Annotated in this window: 21 protein-coding genes and 1 pseudogene; 14 read left to right on the top strand and 8 right to left on the bottom strand. The window is 65.8% G+C overall.

The window, feature by feature from the left end; genetic code table 11:
* Positions 1 to 40 precede the first annotated feature (40 nt).
* From M3O59_RS03680 to M3O59_RS03695, 4 genes are all read right to left on the bottom strand, one after another.
* A complete protein-coding gene (locus M3O59_RS03680; protein ID WP_064630800.1) occupies positions 41 to 769 on the bottom strand; it encodes a UTRA domain-containing protein in 729 nt (242 codons plus the stop codon).
* A 105-nt stretch (positions 770 to 874) separates the two neighbouring features.
* Positions 875 to 1,450, bottom strand: a complete 576-nt coding sequence (gene pnuC, locus M3O59_RS03685; protein WP_064630802.1) for a nicotinamide riboside transporter PnuC — start codon at positions 1,448 to 1,450, stop codon at positions 875 to 877.
* Between the two features lie 192 nt (positions 1,451 to 1,642).
* Positions 1,643 to 3,805: a TonB-dependent receptor gene (locus M3O59_RS03690; RefSeq protein ID WP_116905006.1), complete on the bottom strand. Its 2,163-nt coding sequence runs from the start codon at positions 3,803 to 3,805 to the stop codon at positions 1,643 to 1,645.
* Positions 3,806 to 3,835: 30 nt separating this feature from the next.
* Positions 3,836 to 4,993 carry a phosphotransferase enzyme family protein gene (locus M3O59_RS03695; RefSeq protein ID WP_064630806.1) on the bottom strand — a complete coding sequence of 386 codons (1,158 nt, stop codon included), beginning with the start codon at positions 4,991 to 4,993 and terminating at the stop codon, positions 3,836 to 3,838.
* A gap of 589 nt (positions 4,994 to 5,582) precedes the next feature.
* On the opposite strand from M3O59_RS03695, the gene M3O59_RS03700 reads away from it, so the two are divergent.
* From M3O59_RS03700 to pncB, 6 genes are all read left to right on the top strand, one after another.
* On the top strand, positions 5,583 to 6,422 hold the full coding sequence (locus M3O59_RS03700) for a glycosyltransferase family 2 protein (RefSeq protein ID WP_064630810.1): 840 nt from the start codon (positions 5,583 to 5,585) through the stop codon (positions 6,420 to 6,422).
* Between the two features lie 129 nt (positions 6,423 to 6,551).
* A complete protein-coding gene (locus M3O59_RS03705) occupies positions 6,552 to 7,568 on the top strand; it encodes a hypothetical protein (RefSeq protein ID WP_181920441.1) in 1,017 nt (338 codons plus the stop codon).
* Between the two features lie 12 nt (positions 7,569 to 7,580).
* On the top strand, positions 7,581 to 9,488 hold the full coding sequence (locus M3O59_RS03710; protein WP_116905004.1) for a glycosyltransferase family 2 protein: 1,908 nt from the start codon (positions 7,581 to 7,583) through the stop codon (positions 9,486 to 9,488).
* A gap of 49 nt (positions 9,489 to 9,537) precedes the next feature.
* Positions 9,538 to 10,848 (top strand): hypothetical protein, encoded by a 1,311-nt coding sequence (locus M3O59_RS03715; RefSeq protein ID WP_181920450.1) that lies wholly within the window; start codon positions 9,538 to 9,540, stop codon positions 10,846 to 10,848.
* Positions 10,830 to 11,798 carry a glycoside hydrolase family 113 gene (locus M3O59_RS03720; RefSeq protein WP_116905002.1) on the top strand — a complete coding sequence of 323 codons (969 nt, stop codon included), beginning with the start codon at positions 10,830 to 10,832 and terminating at the stop codon, positions 11,796 to 11,798. The genes M3O59_RS03715 and M3O59_RS03720 overlap by 19 nt, the downstream gene beginning before the upstream one ends.
* Positions 11,799 to 11,954: 156 nt before the next feature.
* Complete coding sequence (pncB, locus tag M3O59_RS03725) at positions 11,955 to 13,133, top strand: nicotinate phosphoribosyltransferase (RefSeq protein WP_116905001.1); 1,179 nt, start codon at positions 11,955 to 11,957, stop codon at positions 13,131 to 13,133.
* Positions 13,134 to 13,303: 170 nt separating this feature from the next.
* Here pncB and M3O59_RS03730 read toward each other — a convergent pair whose 3' ends face one another.
* Positions 13,304 to 13,540: a hypothetical protein gene (locus M3O59_RS03730; protein ID WP_249046515.1), complete on the bottom strand. Its 237-nt coding sequence runs from the start codon at positions 13,538 to 13,540 to the stop codon at positions 13,304 to 13,306.
* 3 nt (positions 13,541 to 13,543) lie between these two features.
* Positions 13,544 to 14,032 (bottom strand): hypothetical protein, encoded by a 489-nt coding sequence (locus M3O59_RS03735; RefSeq protein WP_373418993.1) that lies wholly within the window; start codon positions 14,030 to 14,032, stop codon positions 13,544 to 13,546.
* Positions 14,033 to 14,377: 345 nt separating this feature from the next.
* Between M3O59_RS03735 and M3O59_RS03740 the strand changes: the two genes are divergently transcribed.
* The 3 genes from M3O59_RS03740 to M3O59_RS03750 are packed head-to-tail and all read left to right on the top strand — an operon-like array spanning position 14,378 to position 14,990.
* The gene (locus tag M3O59_RS03740; RefSeq protein WP_373419011.1) at positions 14,378 to 14,614 is read left to right on the top strand and encodes a cellulose synthase subunit BcsC-related outer membrane protein; all 237 of its coding nucleotides are present in this window, start codon (positions 14,378 to 14,380) and stop codon (positions 14,612 to 14,614) included.
* A complete protein-coding gene (locus tag M3O59_RS03745; RefSeq protein WP_373418994.1) occupies positions 14,611 to 14,859 on the top strand; it encodes a hypothetical protein in 249 nt (82 codons plus the stop codon). The genes M3O59_RS03740 and M3O59_RS03745 overlap by 4 nt, the downstream gene beginning before the upstream one ends.
* Positions 14,763 to 14,990 (top strand): cellulose synthase subunit BcsC-related outer membrane protein, encoded by a 228-nt coding sequence (locus tag M3O59_RS03750; protein ID WP_373418995.1) that lies wholly within the window; start codon positions 14,763 to 14,765, stop codon positions 14,988 to 14,990. The genes M3O59_RS03745 and M3O59_RS03750 overlap by 97 nt, the downstream gene beginning before the upstream one ends.
* A 270-nt stretch (positions 14,991 to 15,260) precedes the next feature.
* Here M3O59_RS03750 and M3O59_RS03755 read toward each other — a convergent pair whose 3' ends face one another.
* Entirely contained in the window at positions 15,261 to 16,919 is a 1,659-nt protein-coding gene (locus tag M3O59_RS03755) for a PA domain-containing protein (protein WP_116905000.1), read from the bottom strand.
* Positions 16,912 to 17,331, bottom strand: a complete 420-nt coding sequence (locus tag M3O59_RS03760) for a post-PEP-CTERM-1 domain-containing protein (RefSeq protein ID WP_064630821.1) — start codon at positions 17,329 to 17,331, stop codon at positions 16,912 to 16,914. The genes M3O59_RS03755 and M3O59_RS03760 overlap by 8 nt, the downstream gene beginning before the upstream one ends.
* A gap of 468 nt (positions 17,332 to 17,799) precedes the next feature.
* Between M3O59_RS03760 and M3O59_RS03765 the strand changes: the two are divergent.
* From M3O59_RS03765 to kdpB, 5 genes and pseudogenes are all read left to right on the top strand, one after another.
* Positions 17,800 to 18,048, top strand: a pseudogene (locus tag M3O59_RS03765) (ArsC/Spx/MgsR family protein); the annotation flags it as partial.
* Positions 18,049 to 18,223: 175 nt separating this feature from the next.
* Positions 18,224 to 18,739 (top strand): peptide deformylase, encoded by a 516-nt coding sequence (gene def / locus M3O59_RS03770; protein WP_064630823.1) that lies wholly within the window; start codon positions 18,224 to 18,226, stop codon positions 18,737 to 18,739.
* A 655-nt stretch (positions 18,740 to 19,394) separates the two neighbouring features.
* On the top strand, positions 19,395 to 19,487 hold the full coding sequence (locus M3O59_RS03775; protein ID WP_006452907.1) for a potassium-transporting ATPase subunit F: 93 nt from the start codon (positions 19,395 to 19,397) through the stop codon (positions 19,485 to 19,487).
* Positions 19,488 to 19,502: 15 nt separating this feature from the next.
* Positions 19,503 to 21,317, top strand: coding sequence for a potassium-transporting ATPase subunit KdpA (gene kdpA, locus M3O59_RS03780; protein ID WP_116904999.1), 1,815 nt, complete (start codon positions 19,503 to 19,505; stop codon positions 21,315 to 21,317).
* Between the two features lie 12 nt (positions 21,318 to 21,329).
* The gene (gene kdpB / locus M3O59_RS03785; protein WP_249046876.1) at positions 21,330 to 23,429 is read left to right on the top strand and encodes a potassium-transporting ATPase subunit KdpB; all 2,100 of its coding nucleotides are present in this window, start codon (positions 21,330 to 21,332) and stop codon (positions 23,427 to 23,429) included.
* Positions 23,430 to 23,444: the final 15 nt, after the last annotated feature.

The following is a 23,444-nucleotide window of genomic DNA, read 5'->3' on the forward strand; positions in this document are numbered from 1 at the left end:
AGCAGCGCGGCATGCTCTTCCCAATTCCCAATTCCCCGCGCTACAGCGCCGAGCGCGTCGGTGCCTCCGTGCGCACCACCACATCCAGCGCGTCGTGCCGCCAGGATTCGATATCCAGTTCCACCGCGCTGCCGTCTTCGGCAAAGCTGATCCGCTGCAGACGGAAACACGGGGTGCCGGGGGTGGATTGCAGCAGCATCGCCTGCGCCGCATCCAGGCCGGCCGGATGCATCGACAGCTGCGCGCGGCTCAGGAACAGGCCGAGCCGCTGGTTGAACACGCTCGACAGCGAGCCGGCCAGATCGTGTTCGAGCAGGCCAGGCGCCCAGGCCGCGAGCACCACATTGGTTTCCAGCAGCACGGCGCGGCGGTCGATCCAGCGCCGGCGTTGCAGCACAAACACGTCGTCGTACGGGCTATCCAGGCGCAATGCCGCAGCATAGGCGGCGCCTGCTGCCTGCCGGGTGGCGCTCAATAACTCGGTGCGCGGCTTGCGTCCTTGCGCCGCCACGTACTGCATGAAACCGGCAATGCTGGTGGGGTCGTAGCGCACGCGCGGTGCACTGACAAACCAGCCGCGGCGGTTTTCGCGGTAGATGCGGCCTTCGGCTTCAAGCTGCTGCAGCGCTTCGCGCAACGTGATGCGGGTGCAGGCGAACCGCTCGGCCAACGCGCGTTCCACCGGCAGGCGTTGATCCGGCCCCCATTCGCCGGCGGCAATCTGCGCAGAAATCACTTCGGTGATGGTGTGCTGGCGCGACACGCTCATGCGGCGAACCGCCGAGGAAGCGCGCAGGGCATGGGCAAGGCAATGAGTTGAAAGGCGTACATGCTGCGATGGTAAAGAAGAACGCGTGCGCAAACTGCGCTTGGCTCAGTGGGCGCCGGCCAGGTTCCGGTTCTGTTGGGTTTTCCAGCTGTGCCAGCCGTACACGGCAAGTGCCACGAAGCCGGCATAAAGCACGGCGGTGGGGTAGAGCCCCGTGCTGATGAAGACGCCGACATACACGCAGTCCAGCACGATCCACAACACCCAGTTGGCGATGCGCTTGCGTGCTGCCCAGACGCTGGCGACCAGGCTGAAGCTGGCCAGCGCCGCGTCCAGCCACGGCAGCGCCGCATCGGTGCGGTAATGCATGTAAGCACCGAGTGCGGCAGCGAACGCCGCGCCGATGCACAGCGACAGCCACAGTTCCGCAACCGGCATCGGCAGCGGGCGAATCCGCGTTTGGACAGCGCTTCCGCGTTGCCAGTGCCCCCATCCGTAGAGCTGGGTCAGCACGTAGACGCCTTGCAACAGCATGTCCGAGTACAGCTTCCACTGATAGAACAGCCATGCATACAACGCCACCGCCACGATGCCGACCGGCCAGCACCAACGGGTGCGCCGCGCGGTCAGCCATACGCCCAGCAGGTTGATCACGACGGCGATGGATTCGAGCAGCAGCATGGAAGGCCTGAAGGGAATGCAGAGTGGAAGCTGGATCGAGGTGCAATGCTGCAGACAGGTCAACGCGACGGTGCAAGCACCAGGTGAGCGTTTGTCATTTGGTGCCATCTACCCATGCGCTGCGCTCACGACAGCAACAGCGCAACGAACGCAGCTCAGCTGCTGGCGAATCGAATGGCTGCATCAGCGCTTTTAAAAATCCACCTGCACGGTCAGGCGCGCCGTCCGCGGTGCGCCGGGGAACAGATAGGCATCGCCCTGGTATTCGCCGGAATCGCGCCAGTAGCGCTTGTCGAACACGTTGTCCACATTCAAGCGCCAGGTGGTGGCCAGCCCGCCCAGCGCAGTGGCATAGCGCGCGCCCAGATTGGCCACGGTGTAGGCCGGTACGCTGGCAGTGCCGATTCGGTCGGCGAACTTGCGCCCGCTGTATTGCACGCCGGCCAGCAGCGCCAGCCCATCGACACCGGGCACGCTGTAATCGGCCTGCACACTGGCGCGCAGCTTGGGCACGTTGATCGCCTGATGGCCTTCGTACTCGGCAATGTCGGTGCCTTCTGCGCGCGCGCGGATCGCCGCAACGCTGGCGAAGATGCGCAGTTGTTCGGTGGCTGCGCCGTCGGCCGACAGCTCCAGGCCGCGGTTGTGCAGGCGGCCTTGTTGCACGTAGAGCAGACCGCCATCGGCCTGCGGTTGGGTGAACTGGTAGGCCTGGCGGATGTCGAACAGCGCCGCGCCCAGGCGCAGGCCGTCGAGATCGAATTTTGCGCCGGTCTCCAGCTGGTACGCATTGGTCGGCGGCAGGATTTCATCGGCGTTATCGGCAAACCACGGCGCGGTGCCGCCGGCGGCCAGGCTCTTGGCGTAGCTGGCATACAGCGACACGTTCTGCTGCGGTTTGAACAACAGTGCCGCCTGCGGCAGCACCGCGTCCTTGCGGGTGCGCCGCTCCAGCATGCCGTCGCGATCGAACGCGCGTTCGTCCAGCCGCACGGCGCGCGCGCCCAGCGCCAGCTCCCACTGCTTACCCAGGCCGATACGGTCGGCCAGCACCAGCGCGCGCTGGCGGCTATCCAGGCGGCGTTGTTTGGGGTCCAGGGGGACATCGGTTTGTGCGAACACGGCCGGGTCGCGGTCGATGCTGCCGCTGCCGACGAATTCGTTGACCGAGCCAAAGCGATCGATGGTGCGGCGTAGCCAGTCGCCACCGATGCTCAGATGGTGATCCAGTGCACCGGTGAGCACGTGGCCTTCCAGCGTGGCGCGCAGTTGATCATGCACGCGGGTGTCGTCGGGGCTGCGGTAGTCGTAGACGTCGTACTCGCCCTGCGCGCTGAAGAAGTTCGGCGTGGCGATGTCCGCGCAGCTTGCCGCGCCATAGCAGCCCCAGGCGAATGCGGAGAAATCGTTGATCACCGAGCGGCTGCGCGATGCCTCGGCGGTGGCGCGCCAGTCGTCGTTGAACTGGTAGGCGTAGCGCAGCTGGGCGTTGAGCGAATCCATTTCCACCGGCCGTGCCCACGGCTGGTAACCCAGCAGGCGACGCACGTCGATATCGCGCGGCACCTGCGTGCCGCCGAGCAATTGGTAGCCGGGTACCGAGCGCTGTTGCCGATGCTGGTATTCCACGTCCAGCTGCAGCAGCGCTTGCGGGGTGATCTTCCAGTCGCCGGCCAGCGAGAGGAAATTGCGGTAGCCATCGGCATGGTCGACATAACTATTGATGTCTTCGCGTGCGGCGTTGACGCGCACTCCCAGCGTGCGTTCGGCACCGAACCAGTCGCCCAGGTCGGCGGCAACATAGCGCGAGCCCTGCTCGTCGGTGCCCAGGGTCACGCTGCGCACGTGCTCGGGCCGCTTGGTGCGGTAGTCGATCAAGCCGGCCGGCTCGTTGACGCCCGACTGCAGTCCGGCCAGACCCTTGACGAGTTGCACCTGCTGCTTGTTTTCCAGCGCGATCGACTGTTCGCCCACCGCGCTCAGGCCGTTGATGCGATAGCTGTTTGCGGCATTGAGCGAATAGCCGCGCACCACGAAGTTTTCGTAATAACCGATCGGCGCATACGCATCGCCGGCGGAGGCGTCGGCGCGCAGCACCTCACTGAGCACGCGCGCCTGACGGTCCAGCAATTGCGCGCGCTCGATGACTGCGATCGAGGCCGGTGCGTCCAGCAGCCGGGTTGCGCCGAATCCGCTCAATGCGGTGTTGGTTTCGGCATGCTCGCCACGCACGTTGACCGCATCCAGTTCGACCGCATCGGCGTCGGGTTGCTGCTGCGCCAGTGCAGGAGCGCAGCACAGCGCCAATGCAAGCGCGAGCGGGCAGCGGGAGAGCAGGGGAGATGCAACGGACATGGGCAGGACTCGACAGAGAAAGGAAGGCGCTCATGGCAACCGGTGCGCACGCGCGTGCAGATGCTTGAGCAGGTGCTGGCCGTCGGCGCTGGTAAACCAGTCCGCATGGCCCAGCAAATAGCGGTGATAGGCGATGTCGGCATTCGCGGGCGAGCGCGTGATGCCGGCGAAGTATTCGATTTCGCTCAGCGCGAAGTCGGCATGCACGATGGGCAGCAGCGCGGCCAGGCAGCGCACTTGGTTGGCATCCAGCGGGCGATGCTGCGCGTAGCCATCCAGCAGCGCGTCGAGCTGGGCCAGCTCGGCCTGCGCGCGTGCGCCGGTGTCCAGTCGCAACCACGGGATGAGGTTGCGTTCGATGGCGGTGGCCAGATCGAACAGCGCGCTGCTGCAATCGCTCAAGCCGAAATCGAAGATGGCGCTGACGCGGGTATGCCCGTCGTCGGTGTCCCACAGCAGGTTGGACGCGTGCCAATCGCCATGGGTCCACAGCGGCGGTAGCGCGCCCGGTGCGGACAGCAGTGGCCATGCACGCGCATGCCAGGGCAGCAGATGGGTGGCGAAGTCGTGCTGCCAGGGGCGGTGCTGCAGCGCCGCTGCCAGGCGTGGCCGTGCCGGCAAGACCGCATGCAATGCCTGCACGGGGTCGGCCTGCGCAAACAGGCGCAGATTGGCGACCAGCACGCTGGTGGAGCGCGCGGGTGCATCGAAGCCCTGGGCGGCGGTGTGCAAGCGCGCCAGCGCGACGCCGGCGGCCTGTGCATGCGCAGCGTCGGTGAACGGTGTCCACGACAAGGCATCGCGGTAGATGTCGCGTCCGGCGCCGACGCGCTGCACCTCGTACACCCAATCGTCGTGTGCCAGCGCAGTGCGGCCCTGGGCGTCGTGCAGCACTTCCACCACCGGTGCGCCGGCCCAGCGCAGATGGGCCATGAAGCTGTGCTCCTCGCGCAACGCGGCGACGCTGCGCACGCTGCGGTGGTGGCGTTTGACGATGAGCGGGCCGCTGGCAGTGTCCACGCAGGCCGCCGCCGAGAACGGGCGCGCGCTATGCCAGCGCACCGCGGCAAGCTGGCCCAGTGCCGGAAACCCCTGCAATACGCGCTGGATTTCGTCGGTGCTCAGCACCGGCCAATCCGGCAGCGCCAGTTCCAGGCTCATGCCATGTACCTGATGCGGCACGCTCATGGCGGCGCGCCTTGCGTACGCCTGCGGCGTGCGGCACCGGTGGGTGGTATAGACCAGGAGGTCAGGAGTGAAGCGGCGGACCCGGCGCGCGCGCCGGCATCGACAAGGACGGCGCTGCCAGGCCGTCGTTGCATCGCATCCGCCATCAGGCAGCCGCGACGCAGGGAATGAAAAGGCAGCGCGAAACCAAAAGGTCGCTGGCCGTCATCTCAACAATCAGGTGTGGGAGTGCATCAAAGCGACTGGCAAAACGGGTGGCTGTCAGGTGGGTGCGGGCGGCGCGCTCTCAAAAAAAACGCGATGTACGCCTGGTACATGCACCGCGTGCTGCCCGCGCTCGCCTGTTGGCTGCGCAATCGTGTTGCTGGTCGCTCAAGTGTCGCAAACGGAGACCGCATGGCGGCTCCAAGCGCGCAGTATGCGCTTTGCGGCGATGGGTCGCCATGCCGGTGTGGCGCGGTCGCGCGAGCGCCGGCGAGGCCAGTGCAGCCGCGACAGCAGCTGGCGCGCAACCTGCAGCCCGCACCTGCAGCCCACAGCGTCGAAGTTGAGATGGCGCTGCGCCGTCCCGGCACCGGATAATGGCCGGATGACTCCCGTCCAGATCGCCGCCGTCGTCGTCACCTACCAGAGCAGCAGCACCATCGATGCGTGCCTGTCGCGATTGCGCGCGGCCGCGGGCATCAGCGAGATCCGGGTGGTCGACAACGCCTCCAGCGACGACACCCTGGAAGTGGTGCAGCGCCACGCGCTGGCCGACGCGCGGCTGCATTTCATCGCCAACCCGGACAACCCCGGTTTTGCCACCGCCTGCAACCAGGGCGCGCGCGACTCGCAGGCGCCCTGGCTGGTCTTCATCAACCCGGACCTGATGGTCGAGCGCGACACCTTGCTGCAGCTCTGCGACCGCGCGGCCGGGCATCCGGCGGTGCTGTTGGGAGTGGAACAGGTGGACGAACAAGGCCGGCCGGACGCGGCGGTGCGCCGTCGCGACCCGGACTTTGCCGCCATGCTGCGCGCCCCGCGTGCCGCCGCCCAGCTGGCGGTGCCGGCCGACCCGGCGTGCGCCTTGCAGACGGTGGATGCCATCTCCGGTGCGTTGATGCTGATGCAGCGCAGCCTGTTCGACCGGCTGGACGGCTGGGACAGCGGCTACCGGCTGCATGCCGAGGACCTGGATCTGTGCCGGCGTGCGCGCCAGGCCGGCGCGCTGGTGGCGGTGGCCAACGATCTGCAGGTGCTGCACGTGCGCGGGGTCTCCAGCCGTGCACGCCCGTTCTTTGTGGAATGGCATAAGCACCGCGGCTTGTGGCGCTATTTCCGCAAGTTCGAAGCCGGCCAACGCGGGCTGTTCACCCGTCTCGGCGTGTGGCTTGCCATCTGGACCCATGCCGCTGCGCAGGTGCCGCGTTTGTTGCAAAAGAAATGAGTTTGATCGCGTTAAATTTGTGATAAATCAGTGATGGGTCGCCGCAAAAACTGTGATACGTTGCGCCCCGAAGTGTGATCAATCATTAGCTTCCTGTCCCTCTCGGGTCCCCCATCAGGAATCGTGCAAATGTCCTTACAGAACGACCCGCAATTGCGGGTACGTCAGTCGTGCGCCGCCCCGCTGCAGTCCAGCCCGGTTGGCCCGACGTGTCGCCCCAATCCAGCTGCCCGTCGCGCGCCGTCGATCCTGGCCTCAGCGCTTGCACTGAGCTGCCTGCTTGCCGCCTCGCCGGGTACCGCCCTGGCCGGTGCCTGGACCCAGCCGCAGGGCGACACCTTGGTGATCGTCAAGGCCTTGCATAGCGATGGCCGTGGGTGGTTCGACGACAGTCACCACCGCACCACGTTTGGCGACGGCCAGCAGTTCGACGGCAACGGCCGCAGCCGTCAGGACCAGCTCAATGTGTATGTCGAGCATGGTTTGACCGACAAGCTCAGCTTCATCGGCAATTTCTATTTCACCGATGTCGGTTTCAGCAGCCACGATGTTGGTCGCGGCCGGCAGCAAACCAGTACGACCGGTTTTTCCGATCAAGAAATCGGCTTGCGCTACGCGCTTCCGAGCGCGCCGGACGATGTCTGGCGCAGTTCGGTGCAAGGGCTGGTCAGTATCCCGGCCTATGGCCGCAGCAAGACCTACCACCCGAACAATCCCCCGGCGAATTCCGATCCCGCGCTCGGCTTGGGCGATTACGGCCTGGAGCTGCGGTATAGCCGTGGCCGCGGCTACACGCTGGGCGGACGCAATGGGTACGTTGATTTGGGGGGCGCAGTGCGCCTGCGCGGCAGTGCGGCTTCCGATGAAGTGAGGGTGGATGCATCGACTGGTTTGAGCCTGACCCCGAGCTGGTTGTTGCTCGGCGAACTCAACGTCATCCAGGGTCTGGGCAATGGCCGTAACAATTTGCCGCGGCAAGGCTTTGTCGCCACCGGCACCAACTACGACCTGACCAAGCTGCAGCTGTCCACGTTGTATACCGCGCCGGGCGGCAGCCAATGGCAGCTGGGGTATCAGCAGCCGGTGATGGGCCGCAACACTGCTGCCGCAGGCGGGCCATTCGTGGCCGCCTGGTGGCGTTTCTAAGGGCGCGTCCACATGACGGTCACCTGCGAAATGGAAGCGCTGGGACGCGCGCCGGACATCGGCCGCGAGCGCGGTCTGCTGGGTCGTGCGCTGGTTTCGGCAGGCGTCATCACCGATGAACAGCTGCGCTTGGCGCTGGCCTTGCAGCAACGCTGGAACTCGCGTCTGGGCGATGTGATCCTGGCCCAGCGCGGTGTCCCGGCGCAGCGGTTCTACGCCATCGTTGCGGCGCACTTCGGGCTGCAATTCGTCGATCTTGTGCAGCAGTCGCCGGATCCGGCGCTGCTGACTCCCGGCGATCTGGACAGCTACGCGCAGCGCCTGGTGTTGCCGTGGCGGCGCGAGGACGGCGTGCTGGTGTTGGCCGTGGCCGACCCCGATCCAGCGTTGTTCGCCTGGGCGCGCGCGCATTACGGCGAAGACGTGCGCTTTGTCGGCACCGCCAAGTTCGACATCATCTGGAGCCTGCAGCGCTACGCCGACGAGCAGCTCACCGATAACGCACTGAACCTGCTCGCCTCGCACGCGCCGACCTATTCGGCACGCCAGGTGGTCACGCGCGGGCAGAAGCACGCGCTGTGGGCGATCGCTGCGGTGTTGCTGCTTGCGATGGTGGTGTTTCCGGTGCCGGCCTTGATCACCGTCAACGTGCTGGTGGCGCTGGGCTTTTTGGCGACCTTCGGTTTGAAGCTGTTGCTGGTGTGGTTCGGCTCGCGCCATCGCATCGACATCAAGGTCACCGAGGACGACGTGGCCGCGCTGCGCGACGACGACCTGCCGGTCTATACCGTGCTGGTGCCGATGTACAAGGAACCGGAAGTCCTGCCGATTCTGGCCAATGCGCTGCGCAAGCTGGACTACCCGATCAGCAAGCTCGACGTGAAGCTGGTGCTGGAAGCGGACGATTTCGAGACTATCGACGCGGCCAAGAAACTGGGCCTGGAAGCATTCTTCGAAATCATCCGGGTGCCGCCGTCGCAGCCCAAGACCAAGCCCAAGGCCTGCAACTACGCGCTGCATTTTGCGCGCGGCGAACTGCTCACCATCTACGACGCCGAAGACAAGCCAGAGCCGGACCAGCTCAAGCGCGTGGTGGCGGCGTTCCGCAAGGCCGAGAAGGATGTGGTGTGCATCCAGGCGCGGCTGAACTACTACAACGCCGACGAAAACTGGCTGACGCGGATGTTCACGCTGGAGTACACGCTCTGGTTCGACTTCTACCTGCCGGCGCTGGAATACCTGCGTATCCCGATTCCGCTGGGCGGCACCTCCAATCACTTCCGCCTGGACGTGTTGCGCCAGGTGCGTGCATGGGACCCGTACAACGTCACCGAAGACGCCGACCTGGGCGTGCGGCTGATCCAGAACGGCTACCGCGTCAACGTGGTGAACTCCACCACGTTCGAAGAAGCCAACGTCAGCATTCCCAACTGGATCCGGCAGCGTTCGCGCTGGCTCAAGGGCTACATGCAGACCTGGCTGGTGCACATGCGCGACCCGGTGCATCTGTATCGCAGCACCGGGTTCAAGGGGTTTTGGGGCTTTCAGTTCTTTATCGGCGGTAATTTTTTCATCGCGTTGGGCGTGCCGGTGATGTGGGCGTTGTGCCTGATCAGCATCGTGAGCGGCGCGCGCGTTTTCGATGCGATTTTCCCGCCGTGGCTGGCTGCAGTGTCCCTGGTCAACCTGCTGCTGGCCAATGCATTTTTCATCTACATCACGTTGGTGGCTGCGTTCAAACGCGACTACTTCAAGCTGGCGCCCTACGCGCTGACGGTGCCGTTCTATTGGGTGCTGCAGTCGGTCGCCGCCTACAAGGGTCTCTGGCAGCTGATCCACAATCCGTTCTATTGGGAGAAAACCACGCATGGCATCAGCAAGCATTCGGAAAACGAGCGCCGCGCCGCACTCGAAGAGTGACGCGGTAACGCCGCGTCGCGAGAGCGGGCTGCCGGCGTTCCTGGTGGCCGTGGTGGCATTGTCGCTGCTCAGCCAGCCGTTGCTGCTGCAGTCGGTCGGCACCGCAGCGCCGACGCTTGCGCCGGGTGCTGGCTTGCCGGCAACCGGCCTGCTGGCGTGGGCCGTCGATCTGACCCTGCACAGCTGGAATCTGCCGTTCCAGGTCTGGCCGTTCCTGGCGGTGGCGGCCAACGCGCTGTTCCTGTCGCTGCTGTGGCGCGACCTTGCCGGCGTGTTAGGGCGCGGCTGGGCCAGCGCTTTGACCCTGCTGGTGGGCTGCAATCCGCTGTTTCTGTTACCGATTGCAGCCGGCGGCAGTCAGGCAGTGGGGTTGCTGGCCTTCTACGGCCTGTGCCGCACCTTGCGCCGCTTGCAGGCGCCGGTAGAAGCCTTCACTTATCTGCGTATCGCCGGCTGGTTGTGCGTCCTGCTGTGCCTGGATCTGCAGACGCTGGCGTTGTCGACGATGGTGGCACCGTGGCTGCTGTTGGTGATGCCGCCGCAGATGCTGCGCAAGGCGCCGGGTTCGTTCTATCTGGTGTGCTATCTGCCGTTCGCGTTCCTGGTCGGCATGTGGGCCTACGTCAACCTGACCGTGTTCAATGCACCGTGGCCGACGCTGTCCAGCATCGCGCAGGTGTCCAGCCCGCTGCCGCTGCCGTTGGCCGCGCATGCCGAAGGCTGGTTGCCGGCGGTGCGCTGGGGCGTTGCGGCCGTGGTGTGCTTCCCGATCCTGGCGCTGGTGGCGCGTGCGCGCAGTGGCGCGTTGACGCGTGGCGTGGTGGCCAGTGCCGGCACCGTCATCTGTGCGGCGGCGTTGTCGTTCGCATTCGGCTGGGCCGGGTTCGACGCCTTGTTGCTGCTGTGGGTGCCGGCGGCGTTGTTGTTGCGCGCGCTGCACGCCGATCAACGCAGCCAGGCTGCTGGCTTGCTGCTGCTGGGCCTGATCGGTGCGGTCTGGGCGCAGCCGCAGGGCTGGGGTAGCTGGATGCGTGCCGCACCTGCCGATGAGCAGGCGTTGCTGCAGGGCGAGGCCGTGGTCATGACGGCGCCGGTGTCGCTGCCGGTGAATGCAGCGCTCGCTCCTGCTGCGCAGGATGCAGGTGTGGCGCAGCCGGCAGTGACCGACGGCGTTGCCGTGACGCCGGCTGCAACAGTGGCTGCCATCAGTGCCGACCGGGCAAACCCTGTCACCGCCACGGTGGCGCAGCCGGACGATAACAACGCATCCTTGCGTGCAGCCGCGTGCGCCCAACACGCGGCGCTGCCGAATTCCGCGGTGTCTGCCGAGGTGTCTACCGCATGTTCAAGCGCCTTCTAAGCAGCGCAGCGTTGATCGGCGTGTGTCTGCTGGCAAACGGCTGCAATGCCGCCGCGCCCATCTGGATGGGTGCCAACGTCAAGGTCTCGGCCAACGCGCCGTGGGAAAGTGAGGCTGCAGCGCAGTCGTTGGACGCGCTGGCCGATACCGGCGCCAGCAAGGCGCTGCTGGTCGCGTTCGTGTGGCAGGCCAACCCGCAGTCCAACGACCCGGTGCTGGGGAGCGACAGCAACGTGGAAGCCATGCGCGCCGCGTTGCGGCAGAGCCTCCAGGCCGGCTTGCAGCCGACACTCAAGGTACATGTATGGATTCCGGGTCACTGGGCCGGCGATGCAGCGCCTACCGACCCGGCTGCCTGGTTTGCGGCGTATCAGAATGCGCTGCTGCCGCTGGCCAGGTTGGCGCAAGACGAACACGCCGAAGCGCTGGTGATCGGCACCGAATTGCGCAAGCTGCAGGACGCGCCGCAGTGGCCGGCCCTGGTGGCGGCCGTGCGCAAGGTCTACCACGGCAAGCTGCTGTACGTGGCCGATGGCATGGAGCATGCCGAGAGCTTCCGGTACTGGTCGTTGTTCGATGCGGTGGGCACCAGCCTGTATCCGCGCCTGTCCGAAGCCGCCGATGCACGCACCGCCGAAATGACCGCTGCCGCGCAACGCCTGCAGCAGTTGGGGCAGCGCGTGGGCAAGCCGGTGTGGGTGGCCGAGCTGGGGCTGCGTTCTGCGCGCGGCAGTCTGGCGGCGCCCTGGGAAAGCCCGGAGCAACGCACGGCCGCAGTCGATACGCAGCTGCAGCTGCAGGTGCTGCAGCAGTGGCGCAAGGTGCTGAATGCGCACGGCGTGGAAGGCATCGCGCTGTGGTGCTGGTACACCGACCCCAAGGCCGGTGGCCCGGGCGACAGCGACTTCACCGTGCAGGGCAAGCCGGCTGAGCAGGTGCTGGCGCGCTGAGCGATGGCGCCTGGCAATCTCCGAGAGAATGCCAGGCGCAATTACCGAGGTGACTTGCCGGGGTGACGCGCACTGCCGCTGCGCAGCGCATCGCCTCCCGGACGCATGGGCGGCTTGCACGCAGCGCGATCGCCGCTGCGGGCATAATCCGGCGGCATGATCATCCATTCGCTGCTCGACACCGACCTGTACAAATTCACCATGATGCAGGCGGTGCTGCACCAGCATCCTGCAGCGCAGGTGGATTACCGCTTCAAATGCCGCACGCCCGGCGTGGATCTGGCGCAATTCATCGACGAGATCTCACGCGAGATCGACGCGCTGTGCCGGCTGCGGCTGCGCGAAGATGAGGTGGATTACCTGCGCAGCCTGCGCTTCATCAAGCCGGACTTTGCCGACTTCCTGGCGCTGTTCCATCTGGATCGCAAGTATCTGCAGCTGTCGGCATCGACCACCCACCCGGGCGAGATCGAGCTGACCATCCGCGGCCCCTGGCTGCACACCATCCTGTTCGAAGTACCGCTGCTGGCGATCATCAACGAGGTGTGGTTTCGCAACACCTCCGAGCCGGATTTCGAGGAGGGCCGCAGCTGCCTGCGCGCCAAGATGAGCAGCCTGCGCAGCATGCCGGCCGGCTGCAAGATCGCCGATTACGGCACCCGCCGGAGGTACTCGCGGCAGTGGCATGGCGAGTTGCTGCCGCTGCTGCGCGATGGCCTGGGCGCGCAGTTCGTGGGTACCAGCAATGTGTATTTCGCCAAGCGGTACGGGCTGACTCCGCTGGGGACGATGGCGCACGAATACCTGCAGGCGTTCCAGGCGCTGGGGCCGCGGTTGCGTGATTCGCAGGTGGCGGCGCTGGAATCGTGGGCGCGCGAGTACCGCGGCGATCTGGGCATTGCGTTGTCGGATGTGGTCGGGCTGGACGCGTTCCTGCGCGATTTCGATCTGTACTTCTGCAAGCTGTTCGATGGCATGCGCCACGATTCGGGCGACCCGTTCGAATGGGGCGAGCGCGTCATCGCGCATCTGGAAGCGCACCGTATCGACCCCCGCACCAAGGTGCTGGTGTTCAGTGACGGCCTCAATATCGACAAGGTGATGCGGCTGTACGCGCACTTCCACACGCGCTGCCGGCTGGCCTTCGGTGTGGGCACCAGCCTGACCAACGACCTGGGGCCGACGCCGCTGCAGATCGTCATCAAGATGGTCCGCTGCAATGGCCAGCCGGTGGCCAAGCTCAGCGATTCGCCCGGCAAGAGCATGTGCGACGACATCGGGTACCTGCGCTATCTGCGCGACGTGTTCGGGTTGCCGCCGCCGGCAGAAACGTAACCGCGCAGGGTGACCATGCGCGGCAGTTATCTGCAACGCGCGCTGGCGCAGGCACCGGAGTCGCCGGAAGTGCTCGCCGCCGCCGGCCGCGTGTGTCGCAGCGCTGGCAAGAACCGCAAGGCCGAGCAATATTTCCGCGCATCGCTGGCTGCGCAGCAGCGCCAGGCCGCTCAACTCGATAACGGCCTGCCGTCGGCACGCGGCACGGTTGCGGTGGCATCGTCCGGGCGCCCGCTCAATCCGTTCTCCGGCATGACCGGCGCGATGCCGCGCTCGCCGGCGGTGCTGTCCGAACACATGGACGGCGGCAATGCGTACGACGCCGCCGCAAGGGCGCGCACCGTGCAACTGGCGCCGGTCGCCACGCCGCCCACCGCTGCACGTTTCGCAACGGCTGCGCCGGTCAACGCCTATACCGGCACCAGCGACGACGCGTTGCCGCAGCCGGTGAGCGCCAGCGCCGTGCCTTCCACCTTGCCTGCACCCAGCCGCCGCCTGCGCGCTTCCACGCGCAACGACGTGCCGCTGCTGTCAGCAAGCGATCCACAGCCGCGCGCCATCGCCACGCACGCACTGCCTGCGCGCAGCAGCGGCAATAGCGTGCTCGAGGAATTGCGCGCGGTGCAGTTGGAAAACAGCGACAACCTCGCCGGCGGCGCGCTGTATCGCGCCCGCGAAGGCGAAAACGGCCTGGGCCGTTTGGACGACATCGAAATGCCGGTACAGGCCGAGTTCGCGGTCGGCGAGGGCAAGCTCGGCGTCACCCTGACATCCACCGGGGTGGACGCCGGCACGCTCACTACCGAGTCCGTCACCGCCAGCCGCTTCGGCACCGGCCCGCAGGGCGCGATCGGCGATGCGCTGGCCGCCGATCGTGGCCCGATCGACACGCTGGTCAACACCCCGGTGTATCAGCTGCTTGCCACCGAAGGCGACGACGCCGCCTCACGCGAACGGCTGCGCCGCTACACCTTGAACACCGGCTTGTTCAACGAGCTGCTGGTCGAAAACAACAACAGCAACGCCGCTGCGCTGGCCGCGCTGGCCAACGAACCGTTGCCGGCGTATCTGCTCAGCATCAACGTCTCCGCCACGCCGATTGCGCAGCTGCCACGCGACATCCTGGGCAACACCGCACTCAGCGAACAGCTGGGCGCCGGCGATGCGGCCACTTGCGCGCGCTGGCCGGCAGCACGGCCGCTGCGCAGCAGACGCCCACCGGGCTGGCCGATACGCTCAACGCGATGGCCGCCAGCGGCAACGGCAGCTGCCGGCTCAGCCAGGACGACACCGGCGTGGGTGTTGGCGTGCGCTATCGCAATGGCGGTTTCAGCGCCGATGCGGGCAGCACGCCGATCGGGTTCCAGGAACAGAATGTCATCGGCGGCGTGGGCTATCGCGGCGAACTCGGCGACACCGTCAGTATGTGGACCTGGGGTTCCCGGTGCACTGGAGCGGGCGCACGGCCGGGCAGACGGTGAACTGGAAGGTCGACGCCAGCATCGGCGTGCAGCACTTCAGCACCGACGCCTCGCCGTATTTCCCCGCTGACCGACCCTGCAACAGGCCGCCTACGATGCCGCATCGCTGGCGGCGCTGCTCGGCCTGGTCAACCGCTACACCGACCCGGTGTACGCCGGCGAAAGCCGTACCGGCGTGTCCTACAACCTCAGTGGTGCGGCCGAATGGCAGGTGGCACCGCAGCTGTTTCTGGGCGGGCGGCTGACGTGCAACAACGCGCGCGACTCCAACCAGTTCAGCTGCAATCTCTATCTGCGTTTCGTGATGGACCGGTTGGGCGCGGCGCTGGGCCGTGCGCCGCAGGTGCTGACCTCGCCGTATGCGGCGGATCGTTGATGGCCTGGCAAGCCTGATGCGTCGTCGATCGGGTGTGCAGCAAGCAGGCGCAGCACGTGTGTGCAGCGAATGCATGCAGCGGAGCGTGACGCGACAGCTGGCTGCCGCGCGCATCGCGTTCGCGCCCTGATGTGCTTCCGGCTGTTGGTTCGAGTCGCTGCAACGGTGCGTGGAACGCTTGGCCTGCACCGAACGCCATGAGTGCGGATAAACGAACGGCGCCTCTCGGCGCCGTTCGCATTACTGCGTTTTACGCACCACGTGTGACGCTTACGGACGCACCTTGGTGGCGCAGACAAAGACCGCTGCCTGCTGCACGCGGCTGATCACACCCTGGCTCTGCAGCTCACGCACGTGCTCGTCCATGCAGGTCAGGTAACCCAGACGGTTGCCGCCATTCTGCGACTTGCACAGGCTGCTTTCGGCAGACACGTTCGCACCCGGAATCAGGCCGCCGGTCTCCACCGTTGGCACCAAGGTATTGCAGGTGCCCAACTTGGCCGGCCCGCTGTTCAAGGTCCAGCCGATGTCGGCAAACAGCGCCGGGGTCAGGTCGATGTTGACGTGCGCCTGCACCTGCGGTGTGTCGAACGGTTCCATCAACGCGTTCGGCTGCAGATCGGTATCGAAGTGCGAGAACGTCGAACCGCCGGCCACCACGCTGGGCGAGTACAGGCGCGTGCGGCCTGCGCTGTCGGTGCCCTGCAGCAGCGTGGGATCCTCGTACAGCGCCGCGACCACCGCAGTACTGCTCTTCAGGCGCGCGCCATCGGCCTGCGAGACCATGATGGCGGGGATGGTGATGTCGGTGATCGGCGGGGCGGCATTGCCCATCGTCTGCACACCCGCGGCGTTGTTGGCCACGATCACGCCTACGGCGCCGTTGAGTTGCGCATTCTTCGCCTTGATCGTAAACGCGCAGGTGCCGCGGTCGATCAACGCCACCTTGCCGGCCACATCGGCCGCATTGGCGAAGGGTGTTTCGCAGCCATCGCTGGCCGACGGTGCCGCCACGCCATCGTTGACCGTCACCACCGCACGCGCGGGGAAATTGGCTGCGGTGGCCAGTGGCCCGAAGCTGGCAAAGCCCACTTCGAACTTGCCCGCTGCGCTGGCCGGTGCGGTCACGCGCAACAGCGTGCGCTGGTCCAGGATCAACGCCGCCTCGCGGTTCACGCGGGTGCCGGCCCACACCGTGCGTCCGGGCGTGCGCATCGCTTCGGCACGCAGGGCGTCGGTCATGGCAGGGTCGTCGAAGCGCTTGTTCTGGACGTTGTCGTAGGCCTGCGAGGTGTAGACGTCGGTCAGGCCGCTGCCCGAACCGAGCACACCGGTGGTCTTGTTGAGGAAGCCCGCCGCGCCCAGCCCATGGCCGATCTCATGCATCACCACGTTGAGGAAGTTGATCTGGCCTTCGGGCGTCTTGCCGTCCAGACCCAGATACCAGCCCGAGCCGGCCAGGCAGTCGTCCTTGCCCAGGTCCCCATTGAACTGCGAAAACACGTCGGCCGGATCGGCCGGATCCGGCACCAGGTCCTGCCCGGCGATCGCATCGCCCAGCGCAGACGGGTACAGCGTGTTGGGCTTGGCGCCGGGGAAATTGTTGACGATCCAGTTCGGCCCGGCCTGGCCCAGCGTGCCGGTGGTGGCGGCGCAGGTCAGCCGCGCGAACGAGGCATACACCTTGATCTCGACGTTGCTCTGCAGCACCGCGCCCCACAGGTCCATCGCGTACTGATAAGCGATACGGCGTTGCTCACCGACCGAGCGCCCCGGGTTGCCGCCCAACGGCGCGGCAGCAGTCGGGTCGTTCAAGCCGACCACGCTGCCGGCATCGCCATTGATCAGCGTGACGTTGGCCGCCGACGCATGCAGCGGTGCCAGTGCGGCGGCCACGGCCAGGGACAACAGCAACAAGGGCTTATTCATGCGGCAGCGCTCCGTGCTCGGCGTGGGCGGGTTGGGGGGTGTCGGCGTCTTCGCTGTGTTCGATGACGATGCGTCCGTCGGCCTGGCGGGTCGCTGTCAGCGAACTCATCTGGGTCGCCGGCAACTTGCGCACCACGGTGCCATTGGGCAGGCGGCGCTCGGTGGCGCGTGCGGCCGCCTCGGTCTGCGGCACCGAGCTGCGCGCTGCGCCGCGACGGGCTGCGGAGGCGGCGGCCTGCTGATCCAGCGCCGCGCTCTCGGCGTCGGTCAGCGGGCGCAACTTGCCGGTGGTGGGGTCGATCCCGACCTTTGAACTGCTGGTGGCTGCCTCCTGCGCTGCGGCAATGGCCGGCAGGCACACAACACACAACACACCGGACAGCATCCATCCGGGCTTGCGAAAGCTCATCATCGTTGGGGTTTCCTTGGGTCCAACAGGGGAAAAAACGCCGTGCTGACACCGGCGCTCGGGAGAATCCTTCCGTTCCATTCTGTTCATGACTGAATCATGAATACGTGACGTGTGTCAATCTTTTGACACGTCAGCCGATGAATGCGAAGCGGTAGCCTGAAAAAGTCATCGACTGACTTGTGGTTTGAGATTTTCTTGGAATGACCCGTTGGGATGGCCCGGAATCAGTCAGATTTTTGGCGCACAGACACAGGCACAGGCCCGCTCCTGGTCATGCCATGACAAGGTCCGTAGCTAGCCCCGCCGAGCAGCCCGCTGCTTCAGAAAGGCCGATGGTCCAGCAGGCGCCAACTGCACTCTCTTCTCCCGCCGGGAGAAGGTGCCCCGAAGGGGCGGATGAGGGTACGGGCGCCGTCTACAGGGGCATGTCCTACCGACTTGCTTTTCCTGGCGTCGCCCAGTTCCGCTCGCCAGAAGGGAACGCCGTATCTGGAGCTGGGACTCGACAATCCTGCGCTGGATGACGCCGCACTCCTCAGCGCGATGCTCGCGCACCCCATCCTGATCAATCGCCGGTTCGTGCGGACGCCGCTGGGTACGCGCCTGTGCCGGCCATCCGAGCAAGTGCGCGAGCTGTTGCCTCCGGCCACCCGCGCGTTCGTCAAGGAGGACGGCGAACCCGTGCTGGACGAGACCGGTCAGCGCATCGGTGCCTGAGCGCCGCAGCCATCGCTAAAGCGACTGCTTGAGCACAGGCCGGTGCGGCCGGTGCCAGGACGCGCTATGTCGCATTTTTGCACTCGGGTGAACGCCGCCCACATCTGCCTGGCAGCCGCTCGCTAGCAGGTGTTGGCCGTTCTAAGATCGCCGTATCGTTTTGAGGAGCACCGACATGATTCGTGAAATTATCCGCATGGGCGACAAGCGCTTGCTGCGTGTGGCGCCGCCGGTGACCAATCTGGGCAGCGCCGAGTTGCACACGCTGGTGACCGATATGTTCGAAACCATGGACGATGCGCGTGGTGTCGGCCTGGCAGCCCCGCAGATCGCGGTGGATCTGCAACTGATGGTGTTCGGTTTCGAAGCCAGCGAGCGCTATCCCGAAGCACCCGCAGTGCCGCGCACGGCGCTGGCCAACGCGCAGATCGAACCGCTGTCAGACGAGATGGAAAACGGCTGGGAAGGCTGCCTGTCGATTCCCGGCCTGCGCGCAGTCATCCCGCGCTATCGCTACATTCGCTACCGCGGCTTTGCCCCCGACGGCAGCCCGATCGAGCGCGACGCCGAAGGCTTTCATGCCCGCGTGGTGCAACACGAATACGACCATCTGGTCGGCCGCCTGTATCCCTCGCGCATCGAAAACTTCGACACCTTCGGCTTCGAAGACGTGCTGTCCTACGACCTGTAGCACTGCTCTCAACCGGCAAGCAGCGACGCGCTGTCTTCGCTCTTCAACAAAACCAACAGCCAACTATCTGGTGCGGTGTCCTTACCGATTGCGGGCTCGGTGGCGGCATGGATGCCGCCACCGAGCCCGCATGGACGGATTAACGGCGTGTCCCGCGAGCGGTGAGGGCACCGCACGCTCGGCCATCTCCGCGTTGAGCAGTCAAGACGACACCCGTAACCAAAGGGCCAGTGCCTGAAACGAAAGGGCGCTAATACTCAAACAAAAGCAGGCCAGCCTCAGGTCGCAGCAAACGTCGTGAAGATGGCAGGGCACGGGTGTCTGCACCCTGCCAACGCCCCCTGATCCCAGCGAACATCGGCTTGATCCAGGAACGACAACTCCCCAACTCATCCGCACTGCCTGATTTATGCGGAATTTACGCGGCGGCCAATACAGGTCCATAGCGACTTTACGCGGCACGGGCGGAGACTGCGCAGGTTGGCGGAGCGGTTCCGCCGTGGACGATCCCGATGCATCCCTTGACCTGTCTGCTCCATCGGCGCTGCGCGCACGGTGCGGCAGCGCTTTGCCTGGTTGGCACGCACACGCTGCCAGCGCCATTGCACATCGCATCCATCGCGCCGCCTTGTGCGCGTCTTGGGGAGTAGCCGACATGCCTGCCTGGTTGTCCCTGTTGTGCGGCGTGGCCGTACTCGTTGCTGCTGCGTACCTGTTGTACGTGGTGCTGCGGCCCGAAGACTTCTGATGCGAGTGCGCTCCGATGACTGAAACGTTTCTTGTCTACGCGCTGGCGATCGTGCTGGCGTGGCCCCTGGGCCGCTATCTTGCCGCGGTGATGCGCGGTGCCCCGATGCGCGGCGATGCGCTATTCGGCTGGATCGAGCGGCCGTTGTATGCCTTGCTCGGAACGCGCCCGCAGCAGGGCATGTCGTGGCGCGGTTACAGCGTGGCTTTCCTGCTCAGCAATCTGGTCGTCGGCGTACTGACCTGGGTGGTGTTCATGACCCAGGCCTGGCTGCCGTTCAACCCAGACGGCATTGCGAACATGCGCTGGGACACTGCGCTGCACACCATGGTGTCGTTCGTCACCAACACCAATCAGCAGCATTATTCCGGTCAGGCGCAGCTGTCGTATCTGGCACAGACGACCGGCATCGTCGGTCTGCAGGTGGTGACACCGATGATGGGGTTGGCGTTGGCAGTGGCGACGCTGCGCGCCTTGTTCGGTGGGCGCGCTGCCGCACACGTATCCGATACCGCACTGGCATCGGACGCGACGGCGAGCGCCCGCGCAGAGACGGCCGGGCCGGACGATTCGGAGACGGCACTGCTGCGCAATGGAGGGCAACAGCCAGGTTCCAGCGCGGAGGCACTCCCCGAAGCAGACGTCGGCAATTACTGGGCAGATGTGATCCGCGCCAGCGTGCGCGTGTTGCTGCCGCTGTGCCTGCTGTGGACGGTGTTGCTTGGCTGGCAAGGCGTGCCATCCACATTGCAGGGCGCGGCAACGGCAGCGCCGTTGGATGGTAGTGCCGGCATGGCCAAGCAGACCATTCCGGTGGGCCCGGTGGCGGCAATGGTGGCGGTGAAACAGCTCGGCACCAACGGCGGTGGCTGGTATGGCCCCAACAGTTCGGTGGCGCTGGAAAACCCCACGCCGTTGAGCAATCTGCTCGAAACGCTCGCATTGGTATTGCTGCCGATGAGCGTGGTGTTCATGGTCGGCTATCTGACCGGGCGCAAGCGCCTCACCGCGTTGGTGTTCGGCACCATGCTGACGATGTCGGCCGCGTCCACTGCGTTGTTGCTGTGGTCCGAAGCGCATTCGACCAGCGCGGGCTCGCCAGCGCTGATGGAAGGCAAGGAAGTGCGCATCGGTGCGGATGCTTCGGCGTTATGGGCGGCGTTGACCACGCAGACCTCCAACGGCTCTGTCAATGCGATGCACGATTCGCTGGCGCCGTTGAGCGGCCTGGTCACGCTGGTCGACATGCTGATCAACGCCATCTGGGGCGGCATCGGCTGCGGCTTGCAGCAGTTCGTGGTGTATCTGTTGCTGAGCGTGTTTCTGGCCGGGTTGATGACCGGACGCACGCCGGAATTGTTCGGCCGCAAGATCGAATCACGCGAAGTGCAGCTGCTGGCGCTGCTGATCCTGCTGCAGCCGCTGGTGGTGCTGGGCTTCACCGCAGTGGCATTGGCAGTGCCGGCATTTACCGCCAATTCCAATCCTGGTTTCCATGGCATCAGCCAGGTGTTCTACGAGTACACCTCCGCGTTTGCCAACAACGGGTCGGGCTTCGAAGGCCTGGGCGATGCCACGTATTGGTGGAATCTGAGCTGCTCGGTGGTGTTGGTGCTGGGACGGTATCCGGCGTTGATCCTGCCGCTGATGGTGGCCGCGCGCATGGCGGTGAAGCGGCGCGCGCCGGAGTCTGCCGGCAGCCTGCAGGTTGAAACCCCCACCTTTGCGTTGACCCTGATGGCGATCGTGCTGGTGCTGACCGTGCTGCAGTTCATGCCGGCACTGGTGCTGGGTCCTATCGCTGAACACCTCGCCCTGGCGGCGTCCTGAGAGTTTTGAGCAATGTCTACGATCGATACGACTGAAAAACGCGAGCGCGGCGACGCAGCGTTGTTCGATGCCGCCGTGCTGGTTGCGGCGATGCGTGCCGCCTTCGGCAAGTTGGCGCCGCGGCATCTGCTGCGCAGCCCGGTGATGGCGGTGGTGATGGGCGGCACGTTGCTGGCGGCGGTGATCACCGCCAGCGGACATGGCAATGCAGGCTTCGGTTGGGCGGTGACGGCGATCCTGTTCGTCACGGTGTTGTTCGGCAATTTCGCCGAGGCCATTGCCGAAGCGCGTGGTCGCGGCCAGGCCGCCTCACTGCGGCGTGCGCGCAAGGACCTGATGGCACGCCGGGTGGAAACCGCACTTGGCGGCCGCGAGACCTGCGTGCCAGCGGCGGAGTTGCGTCCGGGCGATTACGTGATGGTGTCCGAAGGCGAATTCGTGCCGGCCGATGGCGAGATCGTGCGTGGCGTTGCAACGATCAACGAAGCAGCGGTCACCGGCGAATCGGCACCGGTGCTGCGCGAGGCGGGCACCGACCGCAGCGGCGTGATCGGCGGCACGCGCGTGCTCTCCGACGAGATCGTGTTCAAGGTCACCGCCGAGCCGGGGCACAGCTTTCTGGACCGCATGATTGCCTTGGTGGAAGGCGCCAACCGGCAGAAGACGCCGAACGAAATCGCGCTGACCTTGTTGCTGGCCGCGATGACGCTGACCTTCCTGATCGTGGTGGCCTCGTTGCCGGCGATTGCGGGGTTCGTCGGCGTGACGCTGGATCCGCTGCTGCTGATCGCGCTGTTGGTGTGCCTGATCCCCACCACCATTGGCGGCTTGTTGCCGGCGATCGGCATTGCCGGCATGAACCGCGCGCTGTCGGCCAATGTGCTGGCTAAATCCGGCAAGGCAGTGGAAGTGGCCGGCGACGTGGATGTGTTGCTGCTCGACAAGACCGGCACCATCACCTACGGCGATCGGCAGGCCACCGCGTTTCATCCGTTGGCCGGTATCGACCGTGCGCAGCTGCGCGACGCCGCAATGCTGGCCTCGCTGGCCGACCCGACGCCGGAAGGGAAATCCATCGTCAAGCTGGCGCGTCAGCAAGGCGCGGTGGTGGTGGAGCCGGAGGCGCCATTGGATGCGGATCCCTCCACAACAGACCGCGCATCCATGCGCGGGGTCCCTCATTACATCGCCTTCACCGCGCAGACGCGCATGTCCGGTGTGGATCTTGCCGGGCGCGGTATCCGCAAGGGTGCCGGCGATGCGATCGTGGCCTATGTGCAGGGCATGGGCGCGACGGTGTCGCCGGAATTGCAGGGGCGTATCGAAGACGTCGCGCGTGGCGGTGCCACACCGCTGGTGGTGGCCGAAGGCCGGCATGTACTCGGTGTGGTCGAACTGAGCGATGTGGTCAAGCAAGGCATCAAGGAAAAGTTCGCGCAGCTGCGTGCGATGGGCATCAAGACGGTGATGATCACCGGCGACAACCCGCTCACCGCCGCCGCCATTGCCGCCGAAGCCGGTGTGGACGACTACATCGCCCAGGCGCGCCCGGAAGACAAGCTGGCACGCATCCGCGCCGAGCAGGCCGGTGGGCGGTTGGTGGCGATGGTTGGCGACGGCACCAACGATGCCCCGGCGCTTGCCCAGGCCGATGTGGGCCTGGCGATGAACTCCGGCACGCAGGCGGCCAAGGAGGCCGGCAACATGGTCGACCTGGATTCGGACCCGGCCAAGCTGCTGGCGGTGGTCGAAGTGGGCAAGCAGCAGCTGATCACGCGTGGTGCGTTGACCACATTCTCGCTGGCCAACGACGTGTCCAAGTATTTCGCGATCCTGCCGGCGCTGTTTGCGGCAGCGATTCCGTCGATGGCGGCGCTCAACGTGATGCAGTTATCCAATCCGCAGCACGCGGTGCTGGCGGCGTTGATCTTCAATGCGTTGATCATCCCGGCGTTGATTCCACTGGCCTTGCGCGGCGTGCGTTTTCGTCCGTCCAGCGCCACCGCGTTGTTGCGCCGGAACATGCTGATCTACGGCGTGGGCGGCGTGCTGCTGCCGTTCGCTGCGATCAAGGCGATCGATCTGGCGCTTGTCGCTGCTTTCGGTGCTTGAGTTGCCTGTGATGCA

The organism is Xanthomonas nasturtii (assembly GCF_023337365.3).
Classification (GTDB): domain Bacteria; phylum Pseudomonadota; class Gammaproteobacteria; order Xanthomonadales; family Xanthomonadaceae; genus Xanthomonas; species Xanthomonas nasturtii.

Coding starts and splice junctions, on each gene's coding strand:
- M3O59_RS03775 (WP_006452907.1), top strand. CDS start 19,395: ATGCCTGCCTGGTTGTCCCTGTTGTGCGGCGTGGCCGTACTCGTTGCT.
- M3O59_RS03705 (WP_181920441.1), top strand. CDS start 6,552: ATGTCCTTACAGAACGACCCGCAATTGCGGGTACGTCAGTCGTGCGCC.
- M3O59_RS03720 (WP_116905002.1), top strand. CDS start 10,830: ATGTTCAAGCGCCTTCTAAGCAGCGCAGCGTTGATCGGCGTGTGTCTG.
- kdpB (WP_249046876.1), top strand. CDS start 21,330: ATGTCTACGATCGATACGACTGAAAAACGCGAGCGCGGCGACGCAGCG.
- M3O59_RS03710 (WP_116905004.1), top strand. CDS start 7,581: ATGACGGTCACCTGCGAAATGGAAGCGCTGGGACGCGCGCCGGACATC.
- M3O59_RS03695 (WP_064630806.1), bottom strand. CDS start 4,993: ATGAGCGTGCCGCATCAGGTACATGGCATGAGCCTGGAACTGGCGCTG.
- M3O59_RS03690 (WP_116905006.1), bottom strand. CDS start 3,805: ATGTCCGTTGCATCTCCCCTGCTCTCCCGCTGCCCGCTCGCGCTTGCA.
- M3O59_RS03755 (WP_116905000.1), bottom strand. CDS start 16,919: ATGAATAAGCCCTTGTTGCTGTTGTCCCTGGCCGTGGCCGCCGCACTG.
- M3O59_RS03700 (WP_064630810.1), top strand. CDS start 5,583: ATGACTCCCGTCCAGATCGCCGCCGTCGTCGTCACCTACCAGAGCAGC.
- pncB (WP_116905001.1), top strand. CDS start 11,955: ATGATCATCCATTCGCTGCTCGACACCGACCTGTACAAATTCACCATG.
- M3O59_RS03760 (WP_064630821.1), bottom strand. CDS start 17,331: ATGATGAGCTTTCGCAAGCCCGGATGGATGCTGTCCGGTGTGTTGTGT.
- M3O59_RS03680 (WP_064630800.1), bottom strand. CDS start 769: ATGAGCGTGTCGCGCCAGCACACCATCACCGAAGTGATTTCTGCGCAG.
- def (WP_064630823.1), top strand. CDS start 18,224: ATGATTCGTGAAATTATCCGCATGGGCGACAAGCGCTTGCTGCGTGTG.
- kdpA (WP_116904999.1), top strand. CDS start 19,503: ATGACTGAAACGTTTCTTGTCTACGCGCTGGCGATCGTGCTGGCGTGG.
- pnuC (WP_064630802.1), bottom strand. CDS start 1,450: ATGCTGCTGCTCGAATCCATCGCCGTCGTGATCAACCTGCTGGGCGTA.
- M3O59_RS03740 (WP_373419011.1), top strand. CDS start 14,378: ATGGCCGCCAGCGGCAACGGCAGCTGCCGGCTCAGCCAGGACGACACC.